The sequence below is a fragment of the Cellulomonas oligotrophica genome (assembly GCF_013409875.1).
In the GTDB taxonomy this organism is placed as follows: Bacteria; Actinomycetota; Actinomycetes; order Actinomycetales; family Cellulomonadaceae; genus Cellulomonas; species Cellulomonas oligotrophica.
Genome location: NZ_JACCBK010000001.1, coordinates 1,475,395 through 1,495,317 on the forward strand (window position 1 = coordinate 1,475,395; position 19,923 = coordinate 1,495,317).

A 19,923-nucleotide genomic window follows, 5' to 3' on the forward strand; every position below is an offset into this window, starting at 1 on the left:
CTGTAGACGTACTTACAGTAAACGTGTCTACAGGTTCTGCTCCGGCGCGCATGCACCGCCTCCGTCGTCGCGCGAGGATGCTGCGCGTGGAGAACCCCGCTGACCAGACGATCGCCCTGCCTGTCGGGTGGCGCGCCCTGACCCCCGGGCCGTCGGACGTGCCTGACCTGCACGCCCTGCGCGCCGCGCACGAGACCGCCGCCCGCGGCACCACCGGGGCCGGGCTCGCCGACGTCGAGACCGAGGTCGTCGGCGACGGGGCCGCCGTGCGCACCCACCTGCTGGTCCGGGACGCCGCCGGTGCCGCGCGCGGCTGGGCCACGGTGCACGACCGCGCCGCCGGGCGCGTCCTCGTCGCCGCCCTCGTCGACCCCGCGCTCGACGGCCCCGAGGCCGACGCGCTCGCCGCGGCGCTGCTCGCGTGGGCCGAGGGCACCGCGGCCGAGGTCGCCCGCGGCCGGGACCTGACGGCCACGCAGCTCGACAGCGGGGCGTTCGAGCCGGACGCCCGCCAGCAGCGCTGGCTCGCCGCCGCCGGGTACACGCGTGTGCGCACGTGGCTGCAGATGAGCCGCCCCGTGCAGGACGACGACCGCGGACCGGCCGCGGAGCCCGCGCCCGGCGCCGTCGTGCGGCCGGTGCGGCGCGCGGCCGACGGCATGCCGGACGAGGCCGACCTCGTGGCCGTGCACGACGTGCTGGAGCAGGCGTTCGCCGACCACTTCAACCACCACGAGGAGACCTTCGACGAGTTCCTCGACCGCCTCCGCGCCGACCCCGGGCACCGGTGGGACCACTGGTGGCTCGGCGAGCTCGTCGACGGTGACGTGCACCGGCCCGCCGGCGCCCTGGTGGCCGGGGCCAGCCTCGACGCCGACGGCACGCCCGTCGGCAGCTACGTCGAGTACCTCGGCGTGCTGCGCACGGCCCGCGGCCGCGGGCTGGCCAGCGCACTGCTCGACGCCGTCGTGACCGACGCCGCGGAGCGCGGCCGCCGCTCGGTGGGCCTGGAGGTCGACGCCGACTCCCCCACGGGCGCCGCCGACCTGTACCGGTCGCTGGGCTTCGAGACGAAGTACGTCACGCAGTCCTGGCACCGCGAGATCACGCTCGGGACGCCCTGACGGGGCATCGGACGTCCGGCACGACGACGCCGGGCATCCCCGGGGGGCGGGCCCGCCCGCGGTCAGGCAGGGGTGAGCCGGTAGTGCAGCCGGAGCACGGGCAGGGGCCCGAGCGCGAGGTCGTGGTCGGTGCGGAGCACACCCTCGTCGTCGACGTGCACGTGGAAGCGCTCGTGCACGGGGATGCGCCGCGCCCAGCACCCCGCCGCCGTCTCGACCACGAGGTACGCGCCCTGCCCGCCCCACCCGGCGCGCGCCGAGCGCAGCTCCAGCGCCCCGCCCGCGCCGACGCGCGGGGACAGCAGGACGACGAGCCGCCCGTGCGGCAGCGGGAACGCGACCCGCACGGCGGTGCCCCGCCCGTCGCCGAGCGGCACGGTGCCGTAGAGGCCGCTGAACACGACGGCACCGGTGGAGCGCAGGCGGCGCAGCCACAGCGCGCCGACCTGCGCGCCGTCGCGGTGCAGCGGGGTGACGGCGCTGGTCATGCCGTGCGCGACGTCGAGCGGGCGCAGCGGCAGCGCGAGCTGCTCCAGGCGCCGGGAGAACAGCGTGCCGACCAGCCAGCCGAACGGCCACGCCCACGGCGACCACGCCACCCACGCGTCGAGCCGCCACCGGCTGGTCCGCTCGTAGAAGTCCCGGACCTGCGGGGCGAGGTCCGCGGCGGCGAACCCGGGGCCGTCGAGCGCCGCCATCGACGCCAGCAGGCCCGCCGTGCCGGCGTCGTCACCGACGGTCGCGCCCAGCCGAGCCGCCTCGTCGGCGAGCCACGAGTCGCCGATGACGTCCGGCCGACCGACCGGCCCCTGCAACCACTCCGCCCGGGCGAGATCGACCCGCCGCCCGGTCGCACGGACCCAGCGCTGGGTCACCCCGTCCATCCAGCTGCCGCTCACGGCCCCAGCCTGCCGTGCCGCGGCCCCGGTGCGGTCAGGCGCGCGGCGCCCGGACCGCACCGGGCCCGGTCACGCGAGCTCGACGCGGTCGGCCTGCGGGCCGCGGTCGCTCTGCCGCACCTCGTACCGCACGCGGTCGCCCTCCTCGAGGGCGTCGACGCCGCGGACCACCGAGACGTGCACGAACAGGTCGTCGCCCCCGGCGTCGGGGCGGATGAACCCGAACCCGCGGTCCGCGTCGTAGCGGGCCACGACACCGTGGCCGCCCCGGGCGGGCGGGCCGGAGCGCGACGGGCGGGCCGCCCCGCGCCCCCGGGCCGGCGCAGCCGGTGCCCGCCGGGGCCCGTTGCCCCGGACCAGCTCGACGTTCTGGGCCTGCGGACCCTTCTCGCCCTGCACGACGTCGAACGCGATCCGGTCGCCCTCGACCAGCTCGGTGACGCCGCGCGGCAGGGTCCGGGCGTGCACGAACACGTCCTCGCCGGGTGCGTCGGGCGTCGCGAACCCGAAGCCCTTGTCCGCGTCGTACCAGGTCACGGTGCCGTCGGCGCCGTCGGCCTCCGCGGCCGCGGGCCGGCCGGCGTCGGCGCCCAGCGGCAGGAGGTGGTCCGCCTGCGGGCCCTTCTCGCCGTCGACGACGAGGAACGCGACGCGCTGCCGCTCCGCGATGACGCCGCCACCGACGATCGCCGAGCTGTGCACGAAGATCTCCGCGTCACCGCCGTCGGGCGTGATGAACCCGTACCCCTTGGCCGGCTCGTACCAGGACACGGTGCCGAGCACGCCCAACGGGGCGTCCGACGCCACGTCCCCGGTGATGCGCACGTTGCGCGCCTGCGGCCCGCGGTCGCCCTCGCCGATCGCGAACTCCACGGCCTGCCCCTCGCGGAGCACACGCGTGCCGTCACCCCCGACGATCTCGGACGCGTGCACGAACAGGTCGTCGGCGCCGTCCTCGAGAGCGAGGAAGCCGAAACCTCGCTCGGCGTCGAACCAGCGGACGGTCCCCTGGGGCACGGTGAACTCCTCGTCAAGACTGCGGATGATGCCCCCAGTCTCGCAGGACCGCGCGACGACCAGCGCCGCCCGAGCCCCGGGGACCTGCGCAGTGTGAGCACATGCACACGACCAGGGAGGGGCGCGCCGCACAGGCGCACCACCATCTGCAGACCCGCTGCCGCGGCGGTCGCGCGCGACCGATCGACCCGCCGGTCGGCGCTCAGGGACGCAGAAGCAGGTTCATCTGCTCGACCACCGTCTGCGCAGATCGCAGAGCATGCGCGGTCTTGTCCGCGGGAAGGGCCCCCGTGCCGTACTGGGCCGCATCCTTGATGTCGAGGAGGTAGGACAACGCACGGACGGCCGGTCCCGCGTTACGCACTTGGCGGAGCAGGTCCACCGCCTGGTGATGGTCCTGGCCGCGTGAGCGCTGCTTGAGCGCGTGCCCGCAGATCGCGTCGCCGGCCGCGATGCCGGCGAGGACCGCGAGAGAGACGGAGACGGACCGGTAGCTCGTCTCCTCCTCCTCGGCGACCAGCTGGGCGACTTCGAGGAACTTGCGTGCAGCCTCCGCCCGGACCCGCACCTCACCAGGCGTCATGGCCGCCACGCGACCGGTGCTGCGCGGGGTCATGCGACCGACTCCTTGGTCTCGGTGATGAGGTCCGGCCCGAACACGAGGTCCGCGTCCCGGACCCACGACGCGAAGATGGGGTCACCCGACTCGGCGGCCGTCCGCACCTGGCGCCGGGTGCGGACGTCGAGATGCGCACGGTTCCCCGTCCACCGCTTGACGTGCACGTGCAGCGCCTCGCTGAGGTCGTCGACCTGCGGGTCGTCGACGTCGCGGCCGTCCGGCAGGACGAGCAGCAGGTCGACGTCGGAGTCGGGCCCGGCCTCGCCGCGCGCCACGGATCCGTAGATGGCGAGGGCGAAGAGCGGCCCGTCCCACGGGCATTCGCGGACGAGGTCGCGCAACCGGTCCCGCAGGTCGCGGTAGGGGTTGAACGTGGCCAGTGCCGCGGTCAGGGCGGGGTAGGCCAGGTGCTCTCGGTTGACCTGGTAGATGGCGGTGTTCCCGGCGACGGTACGCGTGACGATGCCCTGGTCGGCGAGACGGTCGAGCGCGTAGCGCACGCCGTTGCGTGAGCCCGTACCCGCTCGCGCGTGCACGTCGCCGGCGGTCTGCGGTGCGTCCACGGCGTACAGCTGCCGCAGCGCCACACCTTCGAGCCCGGGCATAAGCGCCTCCGTAGGCGTCCTCCAGTCCATCACACCTCCCGTCAGAATATTGACGAGCGTACATCGGAGTGCACAACCGTGCAGTTTTTTGACAGGAGCGGCGACACAGCGGGCCCACGAACCGTGAGACCAAGCGCCTCGCCATGGGTGGCACGCCCCACCTGCGGCGACACGGTGGAATCCCGCCCTGGGGCCCCGGTCGGCCGTTAGGTTGGGAGGCATGCCTGGGGAGGACGCAGCAGCGCGGCTGCATGCCGAGCAGCGCGCACGCGTCCTGATCGACGCCCAGCTGGTCGCTGCGGGATGGGCCGTGCAGGACGCCCGGGAGCTCAACCTCTTCGCCGGGCAGGGCGTGGCGGTGCGCGAGGTGGTGATGGCTGCCGGGCACGGCCGCGCGGACTACCTGCTGTACGTCGACAAGTGCGTCGTCGGTGTCATCGAGGCCAAGCCCGAGGGCACGACGCTCTCGGGCGTCGAGTGGCAGTCCGCGATGTACGCCACCGGGCTCCCCGAGTCGCACGCCAGGCGTGCCCACACCGTGGCGGGGCGGCTGCCGTTCGTGTTCGAGGCCTCCGGCAGCGAGACCCACTTCACCAACGGCTACGACCCTGATCCTCGCGCTCGGCGCCTGTTCTCCTTCCCCCGCCCGCAGACCCTGGCCCGCGCGCTGCGCGATGCCGCCCAGGACCCCGCGGCGCCCACGTGGCGTGCCAAGGTCCGGACCCTGCCGGGGCTCGACACCGCGCCGCTGCGGCCAGCGCAGATCGCCGCGATCACCGGCCTGGAGAAGTCCCTGGCCGAGCAGCGCTTCTCCCGGTCCCTCATCCAGATGGCCACCGGCGCCGGCAAGACGTACACCGCGGTCACGGCGGCGTACCGGCTGCTCAAGCACGGCGGGTTCGCGCGTGTGCTGTTCCTCGTCGACCGCAACAACCTCGCCGACCAGACGCTCGCCGAGTTCGGCAACTACCGCACCCCCGACGACGGGCGCCGCTTCACCGAGCTCTACACCGTCGACAAGCTGTCCTCGGCCGGCATGCTCGCCAGCTCCAACGTCGTGATCTCGACCATCCAGCGGGTGCACCGCGTCCTGTCCGGAGGGGAGGCACCGGAGTACGACGACCCGGCGCTGGACGGCTGGACCCCCGACGCCCCGGTCACCGTGAGCTACAGCCCCGCGCTGCCGCCGGAGACGTTCGACCTGGTCGTCGTCGACGAGGCGCACCGCTCGATCTACGGCGTGTGGCGCTCGGTGCTGGAGTACTTCGACGCCCACGTCGTCGGCCTTACGGCCACGCCCGGCAAGCAGACGTTCGCGTTCTTCCAGCAGAACCTCGTCAGCGAGTACACCTACCCGCAGTCCGTGGCCGACCGGGTCAACGTCGACTTCGACATCTACCGCATCCGCACCGAGAAGACCGAGCAGGGCGGCACCATCGAGGCGGGCACGGTCGTGCCCAAGGTCGACCGCCGCACCCGTCAGGAGCGGTACGAGACCCTCGACGAGGACCTCGACTACACCCCGACCCAGCTCGACCGCGCCGTCACCGCCCGCGGGCAGATCCGTACCGTGCTGGAGACGTTCCGTGACCGGCTGTTCACGGAGATCTTCCCTGGCCGCTCGACCGTCCCCAAGACCCTGATCTTCTGCAAGGACGACGCCCACGCCGAGGAGGTCGTCACCCTGGCGCGCGAGGTCTTCGGCAAGGGCAACGACTTCGCCGCGAAGATCACCTACGCCGCGCAGGACCCCAAGGGCCACCTGCAGGCGTTCCGCACCTCTGCCTCGCTGCGCATCGCGGTGACGGTGGACATGATCGCCACCGGCACGGACGTCAAGCCGCTGGAGTGCGTGTTCTTCCTGCGCGACGTGCGCAGCGCCCAGTACTTCGAGCAGATGAAGGGTCGCGGCGCCCGCACCATCGCCCCGGCCGACTTTCAGGCCGTCACCCCTGATGCCGACGTCAAGACCCGGTTCGTCATCGTCGACGCCGTCGGCGTCACCGAGCACGACTTCGTGGAGGCACCCCTCAACCGCGACAGGAGCATCTCCCTCAAGAAGCTCCTGGACCGCGCCGGGACCCTCACCATCACCGAGGCCGAGACGGCCACCCTGGCCTCCCGCCTGGCGGCCCTTGAGCTTCAGCTCACCCCCGACGAGCGCACCGAGCTCGACACCGTCGCCGGCACACCCCTCCGCAACGTCATCCGCGGCCTCATCGACGCCGTCGACCCCGACCGCCAGGCCGACGCCCTGGCCGCATCACCCGGCGCCGACCGGGAGGACGTCATCGCCGCGCTCGTCGAGAGAGCAGTCGAGCCGCTCGCCGCGAACCCCGCGCTGCGCGCCCGCATCGTCGAGCTGCGCCAGGCGCACGACCGCGTCATCGACGAGAACGCCGACACCCTCATCGACGCCTATGGCGTCGTCGACCCCGACCGCGCCCGCTCCCTCGTCGAGTCCTGGCGCGCGTACCTCGACGAGCACCGCAGCGAGATCACGGCCATCCAGCTGCTCGCCGACGCCAAGGCCCGCACCGTCCCGTTCGCCAGCATCAAGGAGCTCGCCGACCGCATCGCGCGCCCTCCCCACAACTGGACCGTCGACGTCGTGTGGGCCGCGTACGAGGCCGTCGACGCCGGCCGCGTCCGCCACAACGACCGCGGCCGCCTCACCGACCTGGTCTCCCTGCTGCGCTACACCCTCGGCGCGGAGACCGAGCTGGTCCCCTACGGCGACCGCGTCCGCGAGCGCTACGCCGGCTGGCTGCGCCAGCAGGAACAGGCCGGCACCACGTACAGTCCCGCCGAGCGCTGGTGGCTCGACCACATCGCCGACGTCATCGCCGCCTCAGCCGGCATCACCGACGACGACCTCGACACCGCCCCCTTCACCGAACGCGGCGGCATCGACGGCGCCATCCGCGACCTCGGCGGCCAGCGCGCCGTCGACCTCCTGCACACCCTCAACGAGGAGCTCACCGCGTGACTCGCAAGGCCCCCTGGCCGCAACACCCCCTCGGTGCCCTCGTGGACGTCCTGGACGGCCGAAGGGTTCCCGTGAACGCGGCGGAGCGAGCGCGTAGGCCGGGGCACGTCCCCTACTACGGCGCGGCTGGCCAGGTCGGCTGGATCGATCTGCCACTGTTCGACGAAGACCTGCTCCTGCTTGGCGAGGACGGCGTGCAGTTCTTTGACCCCGCCAAGTCGAAGGCGTATCGCATCAGCGGCCCATCCTGGGTCAACAACCACGCACATGTTCTTCGAGCGCGCCGTGCAGTCGATTTGCGATACCTTGAGCACTATCTGAACTGGTTCGACTATCGGGGTTTCGCGAATGGCACAACCCGGCTCAAACTGACGCAAGCGGCGATGAAGCGCATCCCCGTGATGCTTCCAGAGATCGAAGAGCAGCGGCAGATCGTCGACATCCTCGAAGACCACCTCTCCCGCCTCGACGCCGCCAACGCGTACCTCGACGCCGCCCAGCGCAGGGTGACGTCCCTCGAAAAGTCGATCCTGCGCGAAGGGATCGAGTGCACGCCGGACCGCGTCGCGCTGGGCCGGCTGATTGCACGGGTCGAGGCGGGACGGTCCTTCGGAGGATCAGCGCCTCCTGCCGACCCCAGCGAGTGGGGCGTCGTCAAGGTGAGCGCGATGACATGGGGCGAGTTCCGGCAGGGCGAGAACAAGGCGGTACCAGCAGAACGCGCCGACCCGAGGTTCGAGATCAAGCAGGGCGACCTCTTGGTCAGCCGCGCCAACACCTCCGCGTACGTCGGCGCATCAGTCTTGGTGGGAGAGACGAGACGTCGCCTCCTGCTCTCCGACAAGAGCCTGCGACTCGTTCCCCACCCCGGTGTCGACGCAGAGTGGCTGCACCTCGCGCTCTCGGCACCGTCAGCTCGGAAGCAGATCTCTGACCACGCCACCGGGACCAAGGACTCGATGCGCAACATCTCGCAGGCGTCCTTGCTTGCCGTCGAGGTGCCGAACATTTCGCTCGACGAGCAGCTCGCTCAGGTCAAGCACGTGAGGGCAGCGCAGTCAGCGGTCAACCGACTGTCGTCCGAGGTGCGAACGTCTGCAGCAAGGACGCAGACTGCCCGTCGGTCGCTGCTCGCGGCAGCCTTCTCCGGTCGCTTGACCGGCCGCTCATCAGACCTCGATCACACAGGAGAGCTGGTCTTCTCGTGAACAGCACCTGGGGCGTCCACAACGACACGCTCACCACCGAGCTGCTGGACGGCGGCTTCGTCAGCATCGGCTGGGACGACCTTCCAGATCTTCGGACCATTCCCGATGGCCGCGACGGGCTCAAGGCCGCGCTGGCGGCGGTGTTCCCCGACAAGAAGCCGCAGGCGATCGCCAGTTGGGCGGGGACGCTCCTGCGCTTCCGGGACGAGATGCAGGTAGGAGATCTGGTCGTCGCGCCGTACCGGCCGAGCAGCACCATCAACCTCGGCGTGGTCACCGGCCCCTACACCTACGACGCGTCTGCACCGACGCACGGCCATCGTCGGCCGGTGACGTGGCGCAAGGTCAGTGTCTCGCGGACGGTCTTCACGCAGGCAGCGCTCTACGAGATCGGATCGCTCCTCACGGTCTTCCGGATCAAGGGCCACAGCGACGAGTTCCGGGCTGCGCTGGACGCGAAGACTGACTCGGTGGAGGACGTGACTAGGCTCGTCGACGCGGTCGCCGAGACGGCCGCGTCGGACGGTGAGTCCACCGACGAGCCGCGGGCCTCGCGGATCGAGCGGCACACGCGCGACTACGTGCTGGAGGCCCTGCACACGGAGCTGAGCCACGCCGACTTCGAGGAGTTCACCGCGGACCTGCTCCGCGCTGTGGGCTACCAGGCCCGGGTCACGCCGTACAGCCAGGACGGCGGCGTCGACGTCATCGCGCACCGCGACCCGCTGGGCGTGGAGCCGCCGCTCATCAAGGTCCAGTGCAAGCACCACACCGGCACCGTGGGCGCTCCCGAGGTGCAGCAGCTCATCGGGACCCAGGGCGCCAACGAGCTGTCGCTGTTCGTGACGCTTGGCGCCTACAGCCGCGACGCGGTCGGCATCGAGCGGACCCGCAGCGGTCTGCGACTGCTCACCGGCGAGGACGTCGTCACGCTCGTCCTCCAGCACTACGCCGCGCTGCCCCAGCGGTGGCGCTCGCTCATCCCGCTGACCTCGGTCCTCGTCGTCGACGACTCCGCCGACAGCTGACCTCCCCTCGCACGAACCCCCGGAAGGACCACCTGTGGCTGACGCACGTCGCCTCGTCGACAAGCTCTGGTCGTACTGCAACGTCCTGCGGGACGACGGCGTCGGCACGCTGGAGTACACCGAGCAGCTGACCTACCTGCTCTTCCTCAAGATGGCGCACGAGCGCGCCACGCGGGCCATCCGGCCGGAGAAGATCGTGCCGGACGAGTTCTCCTGGCAGAAGCTGCTCGACGCCGACGGGGTGCAGCTCGAGTACGAATACACGCGCATCCTGCTCGGGCTCGCGCAGCAGCCCGGCACGCTGGGGACGATCTTCCGCAAGGCCCAGAACCGCATCCAGGACCCGGCCAAGCTCAAGCGGCTGATCCACGACCTCATCGACGCCGAGCAGTGGTCTCAGGCCGGTGTCGACATCAAGGGCGACGCCTACGAGTCGCTGCTCTCCAAGGGTGCCGAGGACATCAAGTCCGGCGCCGGCCAGTACTTCACGCCGCGACCCCTGATCCAGGCCATGGTCGACTGCGTCGACCCCGCGCCGGACGACACGGTCACCGACCCGGCCGCAGGCACCGGCGGGTTCCTGCTCGCCGCCCACGAGCACGCATCGCGGAATGCCGCCGATCTCGACCCCACGCAGCGCACACACCTGCGCGACAGATTCGTCCACGGCGTCGAGCTGGTCGACGGCACCGCACGCCTGGCCGCGATGAACCTGCTGCTGCACGGCATCGGCCAGCCCGACGGGGGCTCCCTCATCGAGGTCAAGGACTCCCTGATCGCCGACCCCGGCCGCCGCTGGACCGTCGTACTGTCCAACCCGCCGTTCGGCCGCAAGTCCTCGCTCACGATGGTCGGCGCCGACGGGCGCGAGGCCCGTGAGGACCGCGAGATCGAGCGCCAGGACTTCGTCGTCACCACGTCGAACAAGCAGCTGAACTTCCTCCAGCACATCATGACGGTGCTGGAGATCAACGGGCGCGCAGCCGTCGTGCTCCCCGACAACGTGCTGTTCGAGGGCGGCGCTGGCGAGACCCTGCGCCGCCGCCTCCTGCGCGACTTCGACCTGCACACGATGCTCCGCCTGCCCACCGGGATCTTCTACGCCCAGGGCGTCAAGGCCAACGTGCTGTTCTTCGACAAGAAGCCCGCCGCGGAACGCCCCTGGACCGAGAAGCTGTGGGTGTACGACCTGCGCACCAACCAGCACTTCACGCTCAAGCAGAACCCGCTCTCCCGGTCCCACCTCGACGACTTCGTCGCCTGCTACGCACCCGGGCAGGATCGATCGACGCGCACCGAGACCGAGCGCTTCCACGCCTTCGGCTACGAGGAGCTCACCACCCGCGACAAGGCGAACCTCGACATCACCTGGCTGCGCGACGAGTCCCTGGAAGACCTCGACAACCTGCCGGCACCCGAGGTCATCGCCCGGGAGATCGTCGAGGACCTGACCGCCGCCCTGGCCGAGTTCGAGGCGGTTGCCGCCGCTCTCGAGAACGGCGCAGCATTACGGTGACCCTCGACTACGCGTACCCGCACGAGACCGCACGCCGAGCACTGGCGGACACGGGCGCCACGGTCCGGGACATCGATCTCGCGCACGAGGTCCGCGACGAGCTGGACCTCCCCGGCGCTCCGGACGACCGTCTTCTCGTCTTCACCGCGGGGAGCCTCGTCGAGGCGGCTCGACGGATCGCTGGCCACGCCGTGACGCGTAGGCAGGCGCAGGCGGCCCGCCAGGCAGAGGTCACGTCACGGCTGCTGGGACACCAACGCTGCCACGACGTCATCGAGGAGCTTCTCACCGAGCGCGACTCACTGATCGCGGCGGTGCGCTCAGCGCAGATGCACTGCTCCAACGACCTCTTCCTCGGCGAGCACGGGGAGCACTACGTCATGCTGAATGCCTTCCTCGAGGCCCTCCGGCCACGGATCGACCCGCACCACCGGTGGGGAACGGGCATCGAGGAGACGTGCTCCTCCTGCCGAGGTCAATGGATCCACCACGACGACGACTGCGAAGAACTCGCCGAGGCTGAAGCGATCGAGGAGCGCGCCGAGCACGAGGTGAAGTCCCACGGGCGGTGCAGCGAGATCATGGACGAGCTGTTGGCCCAGATCGAGTGCCAGTACACGCACATCGACAGCGTCGCGGCGCACGCGCTCCGGCACGCGTCCCACGAGGACGGCCTGGGCGAGGTCGTAGACCCGCGACGGGTGCTCACCGTGCTGGCAATGGAGCAGCCGTGCGCGTCCGTGCCGTGCCACACGCGGACGGCGGCCATCCGCCTCCCGGTCGAGGAGCTCGACTACTGCGACGACGAAGCCGGGGACCACGTCACGCCCCACCGCGCCTGCCGATGGCTCGTGCAGTGACCACACGACCCAGATCGGACCACGCGCATGGCTAAGCGACGCCGCGACCACGAGGCCGGCTACGTGCTGGACCTCATCGATTCCCTGCTGGACGAGCCCAGTGCCCGCGAGCACCGGTTCGACTGGCTGCGCGGTGACCCAGGGAAGTCCGGCAGGACGGTGCGACTGCCGGTCGACGCCTACTGGCCCGACCGCGCGCTCGTCGTCGAGGTGTACGAGCGGCAGCACGACGAGGCGGTCGCCCACTTCGACAAGCCGGACCGGCTGACCGTCAGCGGGGTGCACCGCGGCGAGCAGCGGCGCCTCTACGACGAGCGCCGCCGCACGCTCGTCCCCGCGCACGGACTGACCCTCCTGATCGTCAGGACGTCCCAGCTGACCGTGGACGCCCGCGGCCGGCTTGTTCGGGACGTCGAGTCGGACACCGCGACCCTGCGCACGCTTGTCGAGGGCGCGCTCGCCGCACCCGGTCGCGTCCACGAGAACACCCCGACGTGATCGTCGCGTCCGCGTAGGCTGGCGACCGGACGCGGCCCTTCCGACCAGGACCTTCCCGAAGCGCCGGGACGCCCCTCGGTCGTGAAGGACTCGCCCCGGGCCTCTCGGACATGGGAAAATTAGCCCCTTCCAGCGAGAAGGCGGCTATTGGCGGACTCGCGATCGCGATCACTCGGGACGCCCCGAGCCCAAGTGGAACGAGTTCGCCCCAGCGGGGAACGTCGGAGCGGCAGCGACCTGGCGCAGTCGCCGATCTCAGGCGAGGCGCTCGCGAGAGGCCATGGCCGCTCGGACGGCAAGACGAGCTAGGCCTGCGCGTAGCCGAGGAATTGGCGGTGCGGCCTGCGGCTCACACTCCAACGCGCTGGTGCGCTCGGTGGCGCCGCGCGTCGAGTACAACTCGTGAGGACGAGCGTGTGCCGCGCCCGCGAGACCGCCACGAAGAACGTCATCGGCGCGCTGGTCGCGTCGAAGTACATCTCGTGCTCGACAGCCATGACGACAACCGCGTCGAACTCCAGGCCCTTCGCCTTGTGGACGGTAAGGATCCGCACGGCGCCTTCGCCGAGGAACCCCCGCAGGGCACCGGCCACGTCACCGGCTGCGGCGATCAGCCGGTCCAATTCTTCCACGAATCGAGTGATCCGCTCTTCCATTCGGTCACCTTGCTGATAGGCGGGCGCAAGGCCGATCAGCACATCGTCAGTGACAACCTGCCGGAACCGGGCGATCACGTTAGCGACGTCGGTGTCACCTCCGGCCACGTCGCGACGACACTCCGCGATGAATGTACGCAGGTCGAGGTAGCGCTTGCTGTCGTCCGCCTCTGGTGCGCCCCATGCCAGCGCGCTGTCCATCAGCCGCGCATACGCACTGGACCGGTTCTCGTCGTACACAACGCAAAGCAGATCGGCGAGGAGCGCGCACACGGGTTCGGAAGCGAGGTCTTGGAGCTCGTTCTCTAGGCGGAACGGGATCTGGCGCGTGCCCAGTTCGCGCTGCAGGTCGACGGTGTAGAGGTGCGGCTGGATGGCGGAGAAGACCGCGATCTCTTCGCCGGGTACGCCTTGCGCGAGCCAGGACTCGATGTGGTCGGCGATGTTGCGCGCCTCTGCCAGCTCGTCGTTGTAGTGGCAGACCTCGATCGCGCCGCCATCTCCGATGATGTCGTCGTCGGGAACCGCTGCGGATGGCTGGAGGTCTCTGACCATCCTGTTCTGCATCCGCCGCAGCACTGGGTCGGACCGCCGGTTCTGGAAGAGCGTGAGTTGCCGTGCTTCGAAATCCGCCTCGTAGCGATGGACGATCCGCTCGTCCGCACCGGCGAAGCCCATGATCCGCTGTTTAGCGTCGCCGACGGCAATGAGCTGCGCGCCAGTGCCGAAGAAAGCCTCGCGTATCAGCGCGTATTGATCTGGGGTGCAGTCCTGGAACTCGTCGAGGAAAACGAACGCGTACGTGCTGCCCACAGCCGTCCGCGCGACGCGACTGTCGTGGAGGATCTTGGTGGCCAAGGGCGCCATCTGGTGAAACGCGATCTGCTGGTGCGGGATCGGTCGAGAGCTGACGACTTCGTAGTCGGCCGGCAGGCTGTCGTCGCCTGTCAGCACGGGCCTGAAGATGTCGATGATGCGCTTGGCGAAGGCGTGGAAGGTCAAGCTGTCCGTCCGGGCGGCCAGCGCCGGCGGGCAGCGTCGACTCACCCTGTCCTTGAGGTTCTTGGCGGCGTCGACCTTGAACGAGATCGCCAGGATGCGGCGGGGGTAGCGGCACACGCCGGTGCGCAGCAGGAAGTCCGCGCGCTGCGCGAGTAGTTCTGTCTTGCCTGCACCCGGCCCGGCGGTGACGAGCAGATTGCCCGCGATGCTGGTCGCCGCCGCGAACGCCCCGGTCTCGAGGTTCAGTTCGTCAGCTGGTGTCCACTGGTCGGGTGCGATCACGCCGGGAGCTCCTTGAGTCGCTCGACGACGTGGGCACACAGGCGCGCGAGCTCAGGGGGCATGCCCGTCCTGAGTTCTTCGTTGGTCATCGCCGCGAGGGCGGCAAGATGGTGCGCTGGCTTGCTACCGAGCTTGAATATGCGGTGGTAGTGCGCGAACAGCTGCTGCTCCGCGTCGGTGTACTCGTCCGCCGAGCCGTTCTTGCCCAGGACGGCCGCGATCACCTTCTCGGTCACCTCGTCGTCCCCGGCGACCACGCCGTCGTCGTACTGGTCCGGTCGGTCACGCAGCATCGAGAAGTCCAGGTCCAACGGCGAGGAGTAGAAGATGGCGTGACGCTCGAGCTTCGATCGCCAGCGCGTGCCGTCGTCGTCGCGGATCGAGCTCGTGGCGTCGATGGCGTCGATGTCCTCCTGTGTGATGTCGACGGAGGGGTTGTACAGGCGTAGCTGGGTCGCGGCGTACTTCACGCGCCCCCACCCTCCCTGGTGTCGCCCGAGGTCAAGGTCGAGCAATGTCACGTAGGGGATCTCGAGCCCACTCAGCAGTCGCCAGAAGTGGTTGACGTGCCGGCCTCCGAGGGGCACGACAGAGACTGACGCGGCGTCGAGCGTCAGGTCGTGCGCGGTCAGACAACGGGGCAGCACAACCTCCTCGCTGTCACCTTCACCTAGCACGACCAGCCGCGAGAAGTACAACTCGGGGTATGCGTGCAGAGCCTCGCGGACGAACTTGTGGGCGTCAAGCGCCTGGTCGGGCATCCGCACCGGCTTGACCCGAGACACACGCTGTTCGTCCAAGCGCAAGTAGCGCACCTGCTCAGGTTGCACCCGACGCATCAGAGCCGGGGAGTGCGTCGCGACCACGGCCTGGGCGTCGGATGCTTCTGAGACCGTCTCCAGTGCGCGCACGACACGACCCAGCAGATGTGGAGACAAGCTGTTCTCGGGCTCTTCGACCGCGAACAGGGTGAACACTGCGGGGTTCAGCTCACTGACGTCGAACACTGGCTGGTCGTCATTGAGCGCTGCGCGGCCGACGGCGTGCGCGGCCAGAGCGAGCGTGACGTACAGCAGCGACTGCTGGCCGTCGCTCAGCCGGGAAAAGTCGACCACGGGCTCGTCCGGCCCGGGCGAGAACTGCAGAGTCACGTGCCGCAGGACGCCTTCGAGTTCGCCGCCGAGGAACGCGAGGGACGACGTTGCGAGGTGCGGGCCCGTGTGCAGCGAACCCCAGTGAGTCAGGACTTGCTCACTGACGGCTTGCACGGCGGGATTCGTGGCGACCGCGGCGCTGATCTGCTCCGACAGTTCCTTCAGACTTGCGCGTTCTTCCTGCCAATCGACGGCCCGAAGCAGCCGACCGAGCAGCGCGGTTGACGCGAACGACACATGGTCGGACGGATCTCGCCGTGCAGGCACGTAGTGGACCTGGATGAACTTCTGGTCGTGGTAATTGACTGGGATGGATCGGGTCGGTTCCTCGTCGGTCCCGACCTCCACGACGTGCTCCAGGCTTGGGCGGACGTCGCCGTTGCTCTCGAGGGTCGCGGTGAGCCGGAAACGGAGCCGGGGGACGGTGTCCCCTTCCAGCAGCCGCATGTGGTTGAACCACGCGGCGATGGCATGCTTCGACGGCTCGTCTGCCTCCAGTTCGTTGAACCGGAAGTCGGCCTCAATCCACAGAGTTCGTTCCCGCCCTGGCGTCGGCTCCTCGTCGTGCGGGATGTGGAAGTCGGACGGAAGGACGGTGCGGACGGCGCGCTCGGTGCCGAACATCTTCGCGAGCGCGTGCAGGAAGGCCGTCTTGCCGCTGCCGTTCGGCCCGATGACACACGTGAAGGGCTCGAACGACATCGAGACCGGTTCCGGCCCTACCGATCGGAAGCCGCTGATTCGAACCCGCTCAAGACGCACAGTGCTCCAACCGATCGCACATGTCGCACGCCCGGACGAGCGCCATTTGACTGTAGCCTGACGCGCTCGTCGCGGGCCAGGTGCTGCCTCGCCGGCGCAGCGTTCTGGTCGCGCGCTGCCCCGCGCCCCCGAGACGGAGAGGGACGAGGGCAGCCGCCCGACCAATGGCCTCTCAGCGGCTCTCCGCGGCGGCCGAGATGGGGTCCAGGGCGCCACTCAGCGCCTCCCAGCCAGTGCCTCTCGGGCGCATCTCGCTCGCTCGAGGATCGAGCGCCAGGTAGAGGAAGCTCTGCGGTACCGGCAACGTCGGGTCCAGGTCGGCGAGGGCGATAGAGCGAGACAGCCGGCGGGCGTCACGGACCAGGAGACCGACAGCCTGGTTCGAGCCTCGGTAGTAGTCGCGGTAGCCAGCGCGCCCGATGCCAGCATGAGACTTGTGCCGCTCCCACACGGCGGTGGGACTGCCGACGTCGTACCCAGCAATCTCGAAGACGCCGACGACGCGGCCGACTGGAAGTGTCGCATAGATGAGGACCGTCGTGACGTCGGGCGCGAGCCGTCGCTTACGAAACTCCACGAGCTTGGTGCCCTCAAGGATCGCGTCGGCGAACGGTGGCCGGATGGACATCACTGCGACTCGGCCAGCTGCTGGTGTAGCCACGCTCGCCCTCCACTTCGTACCTGGGTGATGCTCTGCGGGGGTCCGTTGAGGGCCCCCATGATCTCAAGTGTCCGGCGCGAGATTGGCGGGTCCAGCAGTCGGTCCTGCCGGAAGATCATCGCGTGCAGCTCGCCATGCTCGGCGGCCATCTGGGCCAGGTCACCGGGAGTGTAGACGGTGCGTCGACCAACGAACCGCCGGATGACCTCTGGGTCACTCGAGACGCAGACATCCTCCACCACGCCGACGACCGTGACGGCCTGGAGGTCGACGGACCTGTAGAGGAGCAGGGCGTCCCCTGCGGCGACAAGGCGGGAGCGAGTCCCGCTGACGTACGCCTTGCGCAGGGCGTTGCCATAGGGGCGACGCCCGACCCACAGGTCGAGGCCGATGTGGAAGTCGGGGAAGAGCGCGTCGTGCCACACCGGTAGGACGGGGACGACGAAGAAGCGCGAGTTCGGGTGGATGAACGGGGGGCCGTGCCGGCGGTGCGCTTCGAGTGGGTCGGTGACTCCAACGTCCACGGGCCGCCGGTGTTTCGCGAGGACGAGTTCGTCGTTCGGGCCCCCCGGGGTGCCGTGTGGTGAGAACCCGAAGGCATCGAGAAGCTCGATGAGGCGCTCATGCTTCGGGTAGGCAGTGACGTAAACCGTGTCGTACTCGCCAGTGTGCAGGTACCCAAAGAGCGTCTTGAGGAGCAACTCGCCGTAGGAACGGCCCATCGCCTGATCGGCCACCTTGAAAGTGGAGAGCTTGAGCACGCGGCCCGGGAGTCCGACATCGCCATCGCCCTCTTTCTCGTCCTTGACAATCATTACCGCGCCGTAGGAGCCGTCGTCGGAACGAATCACCCAAGCAGGTCTGCCCGGAGCGGAGCACGTCCGCCGAAGCCAGTCGTCGAAGCCGTCGTAGTCCCTGCGGAGGGAGGCAAAGATGGGATCGGCTGCGTTGAGGCTGTAGGTCTTGACCGGCTCGACGGCGGGAGGTGGATCGCTTGTCTTGGGCGAGAGCCGCCGCAGGAAGGCGGCGGCTTCGACGACCGTAAAGATTCGATCTCCAAGCCCGGCGCGCACGCCACGGCGTCGCAATTTGACGTCGTCGCTGACGAGGAAGTCAATAGCGCCGACCCACAGCGTCGCTAGGAGCACCAGGTCAACGTCGTCGTTCGAGTTCCGACCCGGGGGCGGGGGCGCCTCGCCGAGGGTCGAAAGCAACTCCGGTGCAGCGGCGATCTTTTCCAGCGTGCGGTACTTGCGCGACAGGGCCCGGTTGGCGGCCCGTCGCTCGAGACGTGGATCGCGGTCGAAGTCGAGCTCGATGGCGGCGGAGAGGAAGAAGGCGTGCCCGCCTTCCTGAGCCAATCGCACGAGTTCAGCGGCCTCCGGGAGCGCCGCTTCGAACGATGGCGATGTCGGTTCGAGCGCGATGAAGGCGTTCGTGTCGAGGAGCAGCGCGAAGCGAGCGCTCGCATGCTCGCTCGCCGAACTCACGTCTCGATCATCTCAATGTACGCCGTTCATCTCGACGGACACGCCGGAGTGGGATGCTGACACTCAAGGCTTACCGCCTGAGGGCAGTCGTCACCTCGCCGTGCGCCAAGCCGAACAGCCGCGCCGGTAGGCTGCAACCGGGTCGGCGGGAGGCGCGGACGCGTCAGACTCCTCCCCCGTCTTCACCCAGGGATGTACGGGCTAGATGGCCGAACGCCCCGGGCCTCTAGCTCAACTGGCAGAGCAGCGGACTTTTAATCCGCGGGTTGTGGGTTCGATCCCCACGGGGCCCACCCTCGCGCCGGGCGCCGCCACCGGCGAACCCCCGGGGGCGCACGTGCGGTGGAGCAGTCGGGAGGTGGTCGGGATGGTGACGTCGAGGACGCTGGCCGGGCCGTGCCGCGCGTGGCCGGAGGAGAGCACCTTCATCCGCGAGGTGCTGGACCGGATCGGCGACAAGTGGACGGTGCTGGTCGTCACCACGCTCTCCGACGAGCCACTGCGGTACTCGGACCTGCAGGCGAGCGTCCCCGGCATCTCGCAGCGGATGCTCACGGTCACGCTCAAGGCCCTGGAGCGTGACGGGCTGCTCACGCGCACCGCGTTCGCGGAGGTGCCGCCCCGGGTGGTGTACGAGCTGACGGACCTGGGGCGCTCGCTCGCGGACGCGGTGATGGCGCTGGCGGCGTGGGCGGCGACGCACCACGAGCAGGTCGCGGCGAGCCGCGCGGCCCACGCGCGCAGCGGCGTCGGCCGGGAGAAGACGCGGCACGCCCTCGCCCGGCCGACGGGACCGGCTACTTCCTGACGACCAGCTCGTGCGTGCCACGGGTGCGGTGCAGGTCCCAGTACAGGGGCGCGATCTCCCGGGGCGGGAGGAAGTCGAGCCCTGGCACGACCGCCTCCTCGCCGATCATCAGCGCGATCGCGACGTGGGCGACGTGGATGCCGGTCCCGTCGAGGGCGGCGCCGAGGTTGAGCGCCCAGTTGCGCAACGCGGCCGCGCCGGCGGTGACGTTCCCGTACTGCGCGACGGGGTAGAGCGATCCGGCACCGGTCGTGAAGATCAGCGTGCCGGCACCGGCTGCCTGCAGCTCGGGCAGCACCACCTCCGTGGCGGCCATCGCCCCGTACAGGTAGTACTCGACCTGAGGCTGCACGTTCTCCGGGGTGGCGTCGCGGACGTCCACGGGGGCCAGCGGTCCGGCCGAGGCGTCGGCGGGCGAGTACTCCAGCACGTCGATGCCGCCGAAGCGCTCCTTGGCGGCGGTGAGCGCGCGGCGCAGGGCGGGGCGGTCGAGCACGTCGGCCGGGAAGCCGGCGGCGGTGATGCCGTCGGCCGCGAGATCGGCGACGAGGGCGTCGAGCTTGGCCGCGTTGCGCGCGACGAGCGCGACGCTGAAGCCTTCGGCGCCGAACCGGCGGGCGATGGCGAGTCCGAGACCGGGGCCGGCCCCGACGATGGCGATGGTGGGCATGGCGCTCCTCTGGTCGGTGGTGGATTCTTGACCGCCGTGCGCTCACATCACGATGAGTGCGTAGCAGCATCCTGA

At 70.0% G+C, this 19,923-nt stretch carries 17 protein-coding genes and 1 tRNA gene; 9 read left to right on the forward strand and 9 right to left on the reverse strand.

Annotation, left to right across the window (positions count from 1 at the left end; all coding sequences use genetic code 11):
• Positions 1-86: 86 nt before the first annotated feature.
• Positions 87-1,124 (forward strand): GNAT family N-acetyltransferase, encoded by a 1,038-nt coding sequence (locus BKA21_RS06510; protein ID WP_239072723.1) that lies wholly within the window; start codon positions 87-89, stop codon positions 1,122-1,124.
• A 62-nt stretch (positions 1,125-1,186) separates the two neighbouring features.
• On the opposite strand, the gene BKA21_RS06515 is transcribed toward BKA21_RS06510, so the two are convergent.
• The 4 genes from BKA21_RS06515 to BKA21_RS06530 all read right to left on the reverse strand — a co-directional run bounded on the left by BKA21_RS06515 (position 1,187) and on the right by BKA21_RS06530 (position 4,264).
• The gene (locus BKA21_RS06515; RefSeq protein WP_239072722.1) at positions 1,187-2,023 is read right to left on the reverse strand and encodes a hypothetical protein; all 837 of its coding nucleotides are present in this window, start codon (positions 2,021-2,023) and stop codon (positions 1,187-1,189) included.
• Between the two features lie 69 nt (positions 2,024-2,092).
• A complete protein-coding gene (locus BKA21_RS19350) occupies positions 2,093-3,040 on the reverse strand; it encodes a cold-shock protein (protein WP_140457502.1) in 948 nt (315 codons plus the stop codon).
• A 202-nt stretch (positions 3,041-3,242) separates the two neighbouring features.
• The gene (locus tag BKA21_RS06525; RefSeq protein ID WP_140457503.1) at positions 3,243-3,656 is read right to left on the reverse strand and encodes a hypothetical protein; all 414 of its coding nucleotides are present in this window, start codon (positions 3,654-3,656) and stop codon (positions 3,243-3,245) included.
• Complete coding sequence (locus BKA21_RS06530) at positions 3,653-4,264, reverse strand: nucleotidyltransferase domain-containing protein (protein ID WP_170208902.1); 612 nt, start codon at positions 4,262-4,264, stop codon at positions 3,653-3,655. Before BKA21_RS06530 ends, BKA21_RS06525 begins: the two co-directional genes overlap by 4 nt.
• Before the next feature lie 220 nt (positions 4,265-4,484).
• On the opposite strand from BKA21_RS06530, the gene BKA21_RS06535 reads away from it, so the two are divergent.
• The 6 genes from BKA21_RS06535 to BKA21_RS06560 are packed head-to-tail and all read left to right on the forward strand — an operon-like array spanning position 4,485 to position 12,363.
• The gene (locus tag BKA21_RS06535) at positions 4,485-7,253 is read left to right on the forward strand and encodes a type I restriction endonuclease subunit R (protein ID WP_179625325.1); all 2,769 of its coding nucleotides are present in this window, start codon (positions 4,485-4,487) and stop codon (positions 7,251-7,253) included.
• A gap of 41 nt (positions 7,254-7,294) precedes the next feature.
• Entirely contained in the window at positions 7,295-8,461 is a 1,167-nt protein-coding gene (locus tag BKA21_RS06540) for a restriction endonuclease subunit S (protein ID WP_170208903.1), read from the forward strand.
• Complete coding sequence (locus BKA21_RS06545) at positions 8,458-9,489, forward strand: restriction endonuclease (protein WP_140457506.1); 1,032 nt, start codon at positions 8,458-8,460, stop codon at positions 9,487-9,489. Before BKA21_RS06540 ends, BKA21_RS06545 begins: the two co-directional genes overlap by 4 nt.
• A 34-nt stretch (positions 9,490-9,523) precedes the next feature.
• Positions 9,524-11,005: a class I SAM-dependent DNA methyltransferase gene (locus BKA21_RS06550; RefSeq protein ID WP_140457507.1), complete on the forward strand. Its 1,482-nt coding sequence runs from the start codon at positions 9,524-9,526 to the stop codon at positions 11,003-11,005.
• Positions 11,002-11,865 carry a hypothetical protein gene (locus BKA21_RS06555; RefSeq protein WP_140457508.1) on the forward strand — a complete coding sequence of 288 codons (864 nt, stop codon included), beginning with the start codon at positions 11,002-11,004 and terminating at the stop codon, positions 11,863-11,865. The genes BKA21_RS06550 and BKA21_RS06555 overlap by 4 nt, the downstream gene beginning before the upstream one ends.
• 27 nt (positions 11,866-11,892) lie before the next feature.
• Complete coding sequence (locus BKA21_RS06560) at positions 11,893-12,363, forward strand: hypothetical protein (protein WP_179625326.1); 471 nt, start codon at positions 11,893-11,895, stop codon at positions 12,361-12,363.
• 305 nt (positions 12,364-12,668) lie between these two features.
• Here the strand turns inward: BKA21_RS06560 and BKA21_RS06565 are convergent, their stop codons facing one another.
• From BKA21_RS06565 to BKA21_RS06580, 4 genes are read right to left on the reverse strand one after another with little or no spacing between them, the layout of a single operon-like run.
• Complete coding sequence (locus BKA21_RS06565; RefSeq protein ID WP_140457509.1) at positions 12,669-14,303, reverse strand: UvrD-helicase domain-containing protein; 1,635 nt, start codon at positions 14,301-14,303, stop codon at positions 12,669-12,671.
• Positions 14,300-16,435, reverse strand: coding sequence for an ATP-dependent nuclease (locus tag BKA21_RS06570; RefSeq protein ID WP_308463955.1), 2,136 nt, complete (start codon positions 16,433-16,435; stop codon positions 14,300-14,302). Before BKA21_RS06570 ends, BKA21_RS06565 begins: the two co-directional genes overlap by 4 nt.
• Entirely contained in the window at positions 16,392-16,847 is a 456-nt protein-coding gene (locus BKA21_RS06575; protein WP_203793390.1) for an ASCH domain-containing protein, read from the reverse strand. The genes BKA21_RS06570 and BKA21_RS06575 overlap by 44 nt, the downstream gene beginning before the upstream one ends.
• The gene (locus tag BKA21_RS06580) at positions 16,847-18,370 is read right to left on the reverse strand and encodes a PIN domain-containing protein (RefSeq protein WP_140457512.1); all 1,524 of its coding nucleotides are present in this window, start codon (positions 18,368-18,370) and stop codon (positions 16,847-16,849) included. Before BKA21_RS06580 ends, BKA21_RS06575 begins: the two co-directional genes overlap by 1 nt.
• Before the next feature lie 220 nt (positions 18,371-18,590).
• Between BKA21_RS06580 and BKA21_RS06585 the strand changes: the two genes are divergently transcribed.
• Both BKA21_RS06585 and BKA21_RS06590 read left to right on the forward strand, forming a co-directional pair.
• Positions 18,591-18,663: transfer RNA gene (locus tag BKA21_RS06585), tRNA-Lys, on the forward strand.
• 74 nt (positions 18,664-18,737) lie between these two features.
• Positions 18,738-19,178 (forward strand): winged helix-turn-helix transcriptional regulator, encoded by a 441-nt coding sequence (locus tag BKA21_RS06590; RefSeq protein WP_140457513.1) that lies wholly within the window; start codon positions 18,738-18,740, stop codon positions 19,176-19,178.
• Here BKA21_RS06590 and BKA21_RS06595 read toward each other — a convergent pair.
• Positions 19,168-19,848 carry an SDR family NAD(P)-dependent oxidoreductase gene (locus tag BKA21_RS06595; RefSeq protein ID WP_140457514.1) on the reverse strand — a complete coding sequence of 227 codons (681 nt, stop codon included), beginning with the start codon at positions 19,846-19,848 and terminating at the stop codon, positions 19,168-19,170. The genes BKA21_RS06590 and BKA21_RS06595 overlap by 11 nt on opposite strands.
• Positions 19,849-19,923 lie beyond the last annotated feature (75 nt).

Bases quoted from the DNA above. Each gene is read 5' to 3' on its own strand.
- BKA21_RS06525 (WP_140457503.1), bottom strand. From the start codon at position 3,656: ATGACCCCGCGCAGCACCGGTCGCGTGGCGGCCATGACGCCTGGTGAG.
- BKA21_RS06530 (WP_170208902.1), bottom strand. From the start codon at position 4,264: ATGCCCGGGCTCGAAGGTGTGGCGCTGCGGCAGCTGTACGCCGTGGAC.
- BKA21_RS06535 (WP_179625325.1), top strand. From the start codon at position 4,485: ATGCCTGGGGAGGACGCAGCAGCGCGGCTGCATGCCGAGCAGCGCGCA.
- BKA21_RS06560 (WP_179625326.1), top strand. From the start codon at position 11,893: ATGGCTAAGCGACGCCGCGACCACGAGGCCGGCTACGTGCTGGACCTC.
- BKA21_RS06575 (WP_203793390.1), bottom strand. From the start codon at position 16,847: ATGTCCATCCGGCCACCGTTCGCCGACGCGATCCTTGAGGGCACCAAG.
- BKA21_RS06590 (WP_140457513.1), top strand. From the start codon at position 18,738: ATGGTGACGTCGAGGACGCTGGCCGGGCCGTGCCGCGCGTGGCCGGAG.
- BKA21_RS06595 (WP_140457514.1), bottom strand. From the start codon at position 19,848: ATGCCCACCATCGCCATCGTCGGGGCCGGCCCCGGTCTCGGACTCGCC.